General features: G+C 53.0%; 5 protein-coding genes and 4 tRNA genes. All 9 read left to right on the forward strand.

The genetic code is table 11. The annotated features are described in order from the left end of the window. The first annotated feature begins 54 nt into the window (after positions 1-54). A tRNA-Asn gene (locus LKH74_RS08835) sits at positions 55-127 on the forward strand. A 29-nt stretch (positions 128-156) separates the two neighbouring features. After that, a tRNA-Thr gene (locus LKH74_RS08840) sits at positions 157-229 on the forward strand. Positions 230-498: 269 nt separating this feature from the next. After that, on the forward strand, positions 499-819 hold the full coding sequence (locus LKH74_RS08845) for a cellobiose PTS IIC subunit (protein ID WP_287708429.1): 321 nt from the start codon (positions 499-501) through the stop codon (positions 817-819). A 430-nt stretch (positions 820-1,249) separates the two neighbouring features. After that, positions 1,250-2,731, forward strand: a complete 1,482-nt coding sequence (locus tag LKH74_RS08850) for a peptide MFS transporter (RefSeq protein WP_135368265.1) — start codon at positions 1,250-1,252, stop codon at positions 2,729-2,731. Between the two features lie 69 nt (positions 2,732-2,800). Further along, complete coding sequence (locus LKH74_RS08855) at positions 2,801-3,616, forward strand: metallophosphoesterase (RefSeq protein ID WP_287708428.1); 816 nt, start codon at positions 2,801-2,803, stop codon at positions 3,614-3,616. Between the two features lie 83 nt (positions 3,617-3,699). After that, positions 3,700-3,782, forward strand: a tRNA-Tyr gene (locus LKH74_RS08860). Between the two features lie 10 nt (positions 3,783-3,792). Then, positions 3,793-3,864 (forward strand) — tRNA-Gln (locus LKH74_RS08865). 258 nt (positions 3,865-4,122) lie between these two features. After that, positions 4,123-7,167 carry a leucine-rich repeat domain-containing protein gene (locus tag LKH74_RS08870; protein ID WP_287708427.1) on the forward strand — a complete coding sequence of 1,015 codons (3,045 nt, stop codon included), beginning with the start codon at positions 4,123-4,125 and terminating at the stop codon, positions 7,165-7,167. 321 nt (positions 7,168-7,488) lie between these two features. Beyond that, entirely contained in the window at positions 7,489-10,602 is a 3,114-nt protein-coding gene (locus LKH74_RS08875; protein ID WP_287708426.1) for a leucine-rich repeat protein, read from the forward strand. The last annotated feature ends 636 nt before the right edge of the window (positions 10,603-11,238 follow it).

Consider the following 11,238-nt stretch of genomic DNA (forward strand, 5'->3'; position numbering starts at 1 on the left):
GATAGTAGTTGGGGGATCGCCCCCTGCGAGGATAGGACGTTGCCACGCGATTATTCCGGCATAGCTCAGTTGGTAGAGCACCTGACTGTTAATCAGGTTGTCGACGGTTCGAGCCCGCCTGCCGGAGTCGGGTTAACCTGGTTAACCAATTGATATGCCGGCTTAGCTCAGCTGGTAGAGCATCGGTATCGTAAACCGAGGGTCGGGGATTCGAATTCCTCAGCCGGCATCAAAACTGTCATTAGTCGTTTAGACTGATGGCTTTTTTTGTGTTTCCATTTTAAATGGCCTTTTTGAAAGCGAATTCGCCGCCACGTCGCAACCGATAAATTGGTATAGGTCGATGTAAAATAATTGGTATAGAACTTAAAACACCGACATGTAGCTGATTAAGATAATAAATTAAATATTGATTTATTTCATAAACCTATTGTGGTCTACTCTTGAAAGTGATATTCTTAACATATCGAGAAGAGATAACTAAAGGGAGCGGACATCATGAAAAACGTCTTATTATTATCAGGGAACGAAAATTCAAGTCACTTATTTTTAGGGGAAGCTAAGCGGACCGCTGAAACTCGGCAAGTTCCTTTGAACTTTAAGGCAAGCGTGATGGCTGATCTGACGCCAGAACTGTTAGCGGAACAGGACTTGGTCTTGTTGGCCCCACAAACCGCTAGTGACGCTGATGCCGCAGCTATGAACACCCAAGTCCCAACGGTCGATATTCCGAATGATATCTACGGTTGGTTAAACGGCCAAGCACTGGTCAAGTTTGCTTGCCAAGAATTGGGGTTAGGCGTCGTGGGTGCCCGTTAAATTTAACGCACGAACTGTGAGGAGATCTGTCGATTTGGCAGGTCTCTTTTTTGGCTACTTAGAAGGCCACTGGGGGCGATTGACTGCTTTTGGACGTCCGACTAGGGGAACCGGTTGTCCTCGCATAATTAGGGCAATTTTGGCGAATTTTATACATAAAAATACTAATATTCGGGGACGGGGCAAAATGAATAAAAAATAAGAAGATTGCATGAGATGGCTAATACTTTCATCATTATTTTTCCGCGGCCTGACGGGGTATGGCGGCTTTTTTATTAGGAAAACCGTTGCGTAACGGGCCTTCATGCAGTATAATTACTACTATGTTTTATTAGAGGTCTATGAGACATCGTGACCATCGGGTTTTGTGATGGGTCCTGCGAAAAATAAAATTATTCATTTTCAAGATTGCAATGGAGGTATTATCGTTTTGAATAACAAACCAGAAACAACCAGCCAAGACCGAACGTTCTTCGGTCAACCGCGTGGGTTATCGACACTGTTCTTCACGGAAATGTGGGAACGGTTCAGTTACTACGGGATGCGGGCCATCCTGATCTACTACATGTACTACTCCGTGACCAAGGGTGGGTTAGGCTTTAGCCAAGCCACTGCGGCTTCTGTGATGTCCATTTACGGATCCATGGTTTACCTGTCTTCCGTTTTAGGGGGATACATGAGTGACCGTGTCTGGGGGAGTCGGAAGACCGTCTTCATCGGTGGGGTTTTGATCATGTTTGGGCACATTGCGTTGTCCGTTCCTGCCGGATCCATGGCACTGTTTATCTCGATTCTGCTGATCGTCTTAGGGACTGGGCTGTTGAAGCCGAACGTTTCTGAAATGGTTGGGGGCCTCTACGATGCAGGGGATACGCGTCGTGATGCCGGGTTTACCATCTTCGTCTTCGGGATCAACTTAGGTTCCTTAGTCGCACCAATCTTAGTAGGTTGGTTAGGGTTAAGCTACAACTTCCACTTAGGGTTCTCCTTAGCCGCTATCGGGATGTTCTTAGGACTGGTTCAATACTGGATTGGTGGAAAGAAGTACCTGAGCAAGGATAGCCTGTACCCAACTGACCCGCTCGAACCCGGTGACATGAAGAAGTTAACCGTTCGCGGGACGATTGGTTTAGTGGCCTTTGGGTTGATCGTCTTACTGATGTACTTATTGGGTTCATTGAACTTAAACAACTTCGTGCTGTTACTGTCGATCATCGCGATTGCTGCACCAGTGGTTTACTTCGTGATCTTCTTAACCAGCAAAAAAGTGACGACCGTGGAACGCAAACACGTGTGGGCTTACTTGGGCCTGTTCATCGCGGCCATGATCTTCTGGGCCATCGAAGAACAAGGGTCTTCCGTCTTAGCGTTGTTCGCCGCTAACCAAACGAACAACCACTTCTTGGGCTTACACATTTTGCCAGCTTGGTACCAAATGTTAAACCCACTGTTCATCTTAATTTACACGCCATTCTTCGCCGCACTGTGGAACCGTTGGGGCAAGAAGCAACCTAGTTCACCTGCCAAGTTTGCGACTGGGATGCTGTTTGCCGGGGCTTCTTACCTGATCATGGTGATTCCTGTGGTCATGTTTGGGACCGACACCAAGGTTAGTCCCCTCTGGCTGGTTGGTAGCTGGGCCGTAGTTGAAATTGCCGAACTGCTGATCTCGCCAATCGGGTTATCCGTGACGACCAAGTTAGCGCCAAAGGCCTTCCAATCACAAATGATGAGTATGTGGTTCCTGGCCGATGCCGCTGGGCAAGCCGTTAACGCGCAAATCGTTAAGTTATACACACCAGAAAACGAAGCAGCTTACTTCATGGGCGTGGCCATCGTGGCAATCGTCGCTGGGGTCATCATGTTCGCTCTGGTTAAACCAATTAAGAATTTAATGGCCGGTATCAAATAAATTTGTTTCTGGCGAAAAAGTGCTACTCTGTTATCGGAGTGGTACTTTTTTATTTTAAGGAGGCGCAACATGGTACGAGTCGCTTTGATCAGTGATCTTCATTTGGACGTGAATCAACAGGACGTGGCGACGGTGGTGCGCCAACAGGCTGCGTATCTCACGCAGCAACGGGTGGGGGTCTACCTGATTGCGGGTGATATTACCAATTATTTCGACCAGTCACTGGCCTTCGTCACGCAATTACAGCAGGCCATTGCCCCGGCGCAGGTCCGCTTCATTGCGGGCAATCATGACATGTTACATGATGTCACGTACGCGGGCCTAGAATCGCCGCTAGCGCCCGTTTACCTGCATCGTGGGTATTTAGACGTCGCGGGCACTAACTGGCGTATTATCGGCAATAATGGCTGGTATGACTACCGATTTGCCGACAACCTGGTGAATCGTGACTTTGCCGTCTGGAAACGGGCCTACTGGGTCGACAGCACCATCGCCCAGCCGATGAGTGATCCCGCGCGTTTGGCCGTGAGTCTAGACCAGCTGACGACGCAACTAACGGCGGCCCAAGCGGCACACAAACGGGTGCTGGTGATGACCCACTTTGTACCTCGGCGCGATTACATCCGCTATACGGACGATGACCGCTTCTGGAACATGGCCAACGCCCTGATGGGCAGTCCGCAGACCGGCGCCTTACTGGAAAAATATTCAGTTCCCGTAGTTTTATTCGGTCACAGTCATCACCGCTTTGCGCCCGCTACCTTTGGTCACACCACGTACCTCAATCAGGCGCTGGGGTATCACAATCGCCGCATTAACGAGTGGTCGCAGCCGGATTATTTCACGGAATGGCAGCGGCGTTTAAAAATTTTGGACTTAAAATAAAAAAAATCTGCAAAAAAGTCTTGACGGTTTATGCAGAATTTTGTATGATAGTGAAGTTGATTCGTTACGAAGATTCATCTTTTGGTGGGGTAGCGAAGTCTGGCTAAACGCGGCGGACTGTAAATCCGCTCCTTCGGGTTCGGTGGTTCGAATCCACTCCCCACCATTTTTATTATTGGGCTATAGCCAAGTGGTAAGGCAACGGGTTTTGATCCCGTGATGCGCTGGTTCGAACCCAGCTAGCCCAACTAAAAAACCGATCACGGTGTGTGGTCGGTTTTTTTATGCGCATTTTTCTCGCAATCCCGGGGTCGGCCGATAAGTGAGGGACAAAGCCTGGTAGGGATTGAGTGACGACGGTGCTAAAGTATATTACCCTAGAAATGATTGCTGGTATTTTCAATTAATCCCGACTGACAATTGCCCCGGGGGGTGGTAGGATAACCTTGAGAGTAAAGTGGCCGGTAGCTGGGGGCTAGCGGGGGATAAACAAGGAGGCGCAGATCATGCGCAAGCAAACGCAACACCGATTAAAGCCAACGTCAGGCAAGTGGTTCTACGCCAGCGTGACCCTGGGACTCGGCGCGGGGGCCTTATTGGTCACACAGCCGGTCTATGCCGACACGCGCGTTGGTGACAACGATACGGATCCCCAAACAGAAATGGTCGCGGATACCACTGCAGCGACGACCCCTGTTGCCAGTGTGACGCCGAGTGCAGTCAGCACCACCACGCCGACCACCGCAGCGGCAACGCCGACCAAGCCAACCGCGACAGACAAGCCAACGGTAACAACCAAGCCAACCACGAAAGCCACCACCACGGTGACCACGGCCGTCCAGCCGGATAAGCTGGCGGTGGGCGTTTCACACCAGACCCATCAGGCCAGTGTGACGCCGACCTACGCGCTGCGACACCAGTTCTTGCGGCGCCAGGTCCAACCGACCGCAGCTGAGCCGGCGCCCGTCAGTGATACGCCGGCGTCGGCGACTGGCACCACCGAGACCACTACGCCGACCGCGGACGTCCCCGTGACGGCGGCGGATACTGCCGCACTGACCGTCACCAGCGCGCTGACCTATCAGCTAAATGCTGGTGGGGATGGCTACATCGTCACGGGCCGCCAACCAGCGACCACGACCACTGACATCACGATCCCCGATACGTATTTGGGCAAGCCCGTGACGGTGATTGGGGCGGGGGCCTTTGCTGGCGATGGGCTGACATCGGTTACGCTGGGCAACAATCTCCAGTGGATCGAACAGGATGCCTTTGCCAATAACAAATTGAAAACGGTTAAAATGACGGACGGCATCTGGTCGGTTGGCGACGATGCCTTTAGCAATAACGTCTTGACCAGTGTGGACCTGAATCACGTGTCGGACATCAATATCGGCGCCTTTGCCCACAACGCCATCACCAGTCTCGTGATTCCGGACACGGTCAAAGCGATTGCCGCTGACGCCTTTGCAGACAACGCCATCAGTCAGCTGACTCTGGGGCCCAACGTCGTCTCAATCGGGACGGCGGCGTTTGCCCACAATCAGATTGCGGGACCACTGACCTTGCCGGCTAACTTAAAGGCGCTGGGCGACAACGCCTTTAACACCAACCAGTTGACGGCGGTTCACGGCTTGGACCAACTGACGGTGCTCAATACCGGCGTCTTTGCCAACAACCGGCTGAGTGGGACGTTGACCTTGCCAGCCAGCATCACTAGCGTAGGGGACCTGGCCTTTGCGAACAACCAGCTGACTGGGCTGACCCTAGATGACGCCCTGACGTCGATTGGGACGGACGCGTTTGCTGACAACCGGATAGAAAATTCACTGACCTTACCGACTAACCTGACCGAGCTGGGGGACGGCGCGTTTGCGACCAACCAGCTGACTAGCGTGACTCTGAACGATAAGATCACGCGCGTGGGGATCCGTACCTTTGCCGACAATCAACTGACGGGGACGCTGAATTTGCCGGATAGCATTGTCAATGTCGGGACGGACGCCTTTGCCAACAACCAGCTGACCGGCTTGACTGGTGGGGCGAACGTTAAGACGATTGAAGCGCGGGCCTTTTATAATAATAAATTGACCGGGGTGCTAAATCTGGCGGATACGGTGACCAGCATTGGGGCCTACGCGTTTGCCAACAATTTCTTGGATAAGCTGACTGGCGGGGCCGGGCTGATTACCATCAACGACCATGCCTTTCAAAACAATCAGTTACAAGGAACGCTGACATTGAGCAATCCGCTGACCGACGTGGGGGCCTACGCCTTTGAAAATAACCAGTTGACCGGACTGGAACTGCAAAACAACGTTAACAGTCTGGCAGACTATTCCTTCGCGGATAATGACCTGAAAAAGATTACGGCGACTGGTAAAATCGGGACGATTGGCGACTACGCCTTTGCGGGCCAGAAAAATCTGGATAATGTGGGCACCACGGCGCGGATCGTTAACGTTGATGGGGATGGTGTGATGACCATTCATCACGTGCAAGCGGCCATCGAGGCCCAGCTTGGTATCGACATTGACCAGCTACAATTTAAGCTAACCGACTCGCAACAAGGCGCCACTTATGACAGCAACTCGGATACGCTGAAATTGCCGGCCAAGGTCACTGACGCGACGGTGACGGTCAGCCTGGTGACGGGCGGCACGGATACGGGGCGTTATAGCGTGAATAACCTGGAGTTTGTGCTGAAGCGGTATGTTAAGGCCGATGTGGCGATTCCTAGTAATTTGCGGGATGAAGATCTGGATGAGCTGATCAGAGAGAAGGCCGATAAAGTAGCAAGTAAAGGTCTTGTTGGTGATACTGAAACTGTAAAGGTTCCTCAAGTTGGTGGCTATACCGCGGACCGGCAAACCATTCCGGTTTTGGTCAATGCGGACGGCACGATCACCGCTCTGGAAAAGGTCAACTATACTGCAGATCTTGGTCCAGGTGGCGGTGGCCATGACGAACCCGGCACTGGCACGGACCCGGCGACTGATCCTAGTACGCCAACGGATCCTGGGAGTGAGTCGCCGACTGATACACCGACGACACCAGACACCCCAGTGACGCCGGATACGCCGGAAGTACCAGAAATACCAGAAGCGCCGACCACGCCAGCGACCACCACTACCGGCGCCGACGATACGATTCCCCAACCCGCGACGATTAAGCCGGACCTCATCGATCTGCACCACGCCGCGCTGATTACCGCCAAGGACCGGGCGCGCCTGGCGACATCTCAGCGTCAGGGTCAACCGGCGACAGCGACCCATGGTAAATGGGTTAGCGGTTACCGGGCGTCGTCTGGACGGGTGACACCGGCTAGGGTGACCCACATGGCGGCCGCCGCTGACACGGCAACGACTGGCGACACTCCGGCTGAGTCGATTGCCAGTCAATCGCAGACCCAGTCCAACCAAGCGACATCACCCACGGCGAGCCGCTTGCCACAGACCAACGAACGCCGGTCAGTTTGGCGATGGCTGGGCGTGAGTTTGCTAGTTGTTTTGAGTTGGGTTGGCCTGACTAGAAAACAGCGACATGAATAGATAATGCTGACGAGTGACGTCCGGAATTTGGCGGATGGCGCTCGTTTTTTGTCGGCTTGAAAAAAGTTTTCCTTACCACAGATTAGCGAACCTGTCCCCTAAATACCCCCGGTCCAAGACGATTGTGGTCAATCTAAGTCGGTTGAGGGCAACTAATCTAGCGATAAACAGTGTCAGAACCGTGGTCAATTTGAATAGCTGATAGCGGTAATCGTTCACCTCTTTGGCAATTAACCGGGCCTGACGAATTGCCGGGGGCGTGCTATCATATTAGTTATATTGTATCGAATCATCATAAATGTGAAAGGATGCGTCAGGGTCATGCGGAGTAGTCAGTTAGAACAACAAACACGGTGGGGAGGACCTCAGCGTAAATGGTTTTACGCGGGACTCACCGTGGTGGCATTAGGGAGCGGCCTAGTGCTCAGTGACCCAAGTGCGCAAGCCGCTGCGACACCGGTAGCGGGGGAAGTCACTGGCGCAGATCAGTCGTCCACGGCCGATGGTCAGGAGTCGGTTGCGGGTAGTGAAGGTAACGCGAACGACGCGGTAGAGGATACCAGCGAGGATACTGGAGACGATATTGAAGGCGGTACCGATGACGATGTTGAGGACAACCAGCCGGATGTTGACGCTGGGACCGATGATCAGTCACAGGATTCCGGCACAGATACCGGTGAATCGGATAAGGATGCCGAAAATCCAGTGTCGCCGAAGTCACTGGTGGCTGAGGATGAGTCCTTGGCTGACGATACCGCCAACGCCAGTCAGCCACAGGAGCCGACAGATGAGGCGCCCAACACTGACGCCGAACATCAGCCGGCGGACACACCAACGACCGATGTTCAGTCCCAAACCGATACCCCAGCGACAACGACAGCATCCGATTTTAGCTATACAAAAAATGACGACGGTTCATGGACGGTGACCGGATTTTCCGACACCTTTAACAGCGGCGCCACAGCCATTGTGATTCCGGATTCCTATCAAGGCCAGGCAGTCTCGACGGTCGGGGATGGCGCCTTTAGTGGCAAGAAGTTGACGGCGGCTGGATTGGCCAAATTGACACAGGTCACGATGGGGCAAAATGTGCATCTGATTGGGGCAGACGCTTTTGCGGACAATGCCCTCACGACCGTCAAATTTTCTGGTACTTGGCTGTATATTCATGACGAGGCCTTTGCGGACAATCAACTGGCTGACATCGATCTCAACGGTGTGGTGCAAATCTGGCAGGCCGCTTTTCGCGACAACCCGTTGACCACACTGACGCTACCGGATTCAGTCGAAATGATCGGGGCGTCAGCCTTTGCCAATTGTGGCCTGACAGACCTGCAGTTAGATGATCAGCTGATTTCAATCGATACGGCGGCCTTTGCGGGTAATCAGATTCAGGGGAGCCTGACGCTTCCAGATAGTCTGACGGCTATCGGGGATCAAGCCTTTAGGGGCAATCAATTGACGGACTTATCCTTAGGCAAAAATGTGACGACGATCGGAACGGCAGCGTTTGCTGATAATCAGCTACAAGGCGCAGTGGTCGTGCCAGACAGTGTGACTAAGATTGGCGACAATGCCTTTAGTGGCAATCACCTGACGGATCTAACGTTGGGACAAGGTGTGCAGACCATCGGCAAGCAAGCCTTTCAAGGCAATCCGCTAACAGGTGCGCTGGCGATTCCAGCTAGTGTGCAAGACGTTGGGGATGAAGCCTTTGATGGTGCGCATTTGACGGGATTGACGTTTGCGAAAGATGCTCGGCTCAACCGGATTGGGGTTCAGGCTTTTGAAAATAATCAGCTGACGACACTGGTGTTACCCGATAGCATCACCAACATTGAAACGGGGGCGTTTAGCCAGAATCAATTGACGGGCGAGCTGAAATTGCCGGCGAGTCTGACGAACCTGGGTGACTTTGCTTTCGTGAACAATTGGCTTCAGCGGCTGATCGTCAATGACCGGCTGGAAAAGATTGGGACAGCCACCTTTGCCAATAATAAGCTTGCCGGGGATTTGATTTTGCCGGCGCGTCTGACGAACCTGGGTGACTGGGCTTTCGTGAACAATGGTCTTCAGCGGCTGATCGTCAATGACCGGCTGGAAAAAATTGGGACAGCCACCTTTGCCAATAATAAGCTTGCCGGGGATTTGATTTTGCCAGTGACGTTGACGAATGTGGGGGATAACGCTTTTACGAACAATCAGTTAACGTCTGTGACTTTGGATGACCAGTTAGCAACGATTGGGGATGCGGCATTCCTTAAAAATCAACTCACAGGTAAGCTGATTTTGCCTGCTAGTCTAACGAGCTTAGGTGCATCTGCATTTAAATACAATCAGCTGACGGGCGTGCAGATAGGTGACGGCCTCACGGAAATTAATAACGGGACTTTTGAATACAATCAATTACTAATGCTGACGTTGCCGGAAAAAATTGAGAATGTTGGTGTGTCAGCGTTCGCCCACAACCGGTTAATTATGATTAATATCGGGAATGATTCTATTCACTTGAATGATGATGCTTTTGCCTACAACCGGCTGGAAAGCTTAGATGCTGCGGGAAAGTCCTGGTCAAATGGCGAAAACGCGTTCAGTCATCAGGAGTTTTTGCAGATTGCTATCGAACCAAAAAATCGGCAAAAAACGACTGTGAAAGACGTCCGTGCGACCTTGATCGGGACATTGGGCATTAACGACGATGCCTTGCGAGAACTGAGCTTCACCTACAATGATGGTAAAAATAGTGTGCAGCTACATTACGACGAAGACAGCGACACGCTTACGTTGCCTGCCAACTGGCCAACTGACAAGTCAACAACCTTATCCGTCGTCTTCACGTCGGGTGGTCAGTACACCGGCCAGATTGGGTTTGAAAACCTGGAGATTGTGGTGCCAGCGCTAGGCGCAGCCGATTCAGGCAAGACGCCGACCGCGGAAACGGATCCGCTCCCCGATGAAATGACGCCGGGGAACACCCCTTCAACGCCAGGCGATAACAGCACGACTACGCCAACCACTGATTCGTCAGTTATGGATGGCGGTTCAACGGCCGTAATCCCGCAACCCAGCGCGTGGACGCCCGAGCAACACGCAACGGGGCGGGTGGCCAACCGGGTCGTGGATCAACTGACCTGGCAACGCAATGCCGACCCAAACGCCACCCCGCAGTTGCGCCAACGTGATCGCTGGACTTGGTCAGCGGTTACGTCCACGGTGAGCCAAACGCCAGCGGTGGATGCGGAGACCGTGTTGACGACTGGGTCACAACCGGTCCGCCATCGCACGACATCCAGCCGCACAGGTCACCGCAACGCCAATGTGGCCGACTCAACGCTGCCACAAACCAACGACGCCACCACCCCCTGGCAGGCATTCGGCCTGACCTTGCTCGCTGGTCTCGGTTGGCTAGGGCGGGGCTTACGCCAGCGTCACTAACAGAAGGTTGAACCTAAAATTAACGCGCTGATTGCTGCAATGACAGTGTTCTGACACCTAAATTTGGTGAAACCAGGCCCCTGCGTCAGCCAGGGTTCCGCCTGCTCTGGGGAACACCTCCAGCCCAAAGAACGGGCTTCCGGTTCGCTTGAGAGCCTGGCAAAACCAGCCAGGCTCTCAAGTCGTCCCGCGCTGTAGGCTGAGACAAAACCTCAGCCAACACCGCCGACACAGCTGACTCCACCCTGGCTGCCTCCGGCAAGGTTGACGGTTATCAGTAACACTGTGTTGATTATAGACTAGTCGTCAATGTGGCTACTATTTGGGGTTAAGACGACTGTTACTGGCAAGCACTACCGTAGCCGAGAGTTCGCCAAATATGGGTTCAGCCGCTTAACAAGAGTGTGACGACAGGCGGTTAACTGGCGAGCATTAACGGTGCTAGGCGGATAATCCCGGGTTTGGATTATTTGCCTAGCAGTGTTAAGCGGAACCAGTTGCCTGTTGGCGCACGTTTCGGCCATGAAGCCACTTTGAGACGTGAGCTTCGGCTCAAAGCGAGGCGTCGAGACCGTCTTTTGGCTCGGCCCGTCCGCCCCAGCGTTCCAACCCATATTTGGCGAACGGTAGGCGGCC

Origin of the sequence: Levilactobacillus sp. (assembly GCF_022646225.1) — a bacterium.
In the GTDB taxonomy this organism is placed as follows: Bacteria; Bacillota; Bacilli; order Lactobacillales; family Lactobacillaceae; genus Levilactobacillus; species Levilactobacillus suantsaiihabitans.

Bases quoted from the DNA above. Each gene is read 5' to 3' on its own strand.
- LKH74_RS08845 (WP_287708429.1), top strand. From the start codon at position 499: ATGAAAAACGTCTTATTATTATCAGGGAACGAAAATTCAAGTCACTTA.
- LKH74_RS08855 (WP_287708428.1), top strand. From the start codon at position 2,801: ATGGTACGAGTCGCTTTGATCAGTGATCTTCATTTGGACGTGAATCAA.
- LKH74_RS08870 (WP_287708427.1), top strand. From the start codon at position 4,123: ATGCGCAAGCAAACGCAACACCGATTAAAGCCAACGTCAGGCAAGTGG.
- LKH74_RS08875 (WP_287708426.1), top strand. From the start codon at position 7,489: ATGCGGAGTAGTCAGTTAGAACAACAAACACGGTGGGGAGGACCTCAG.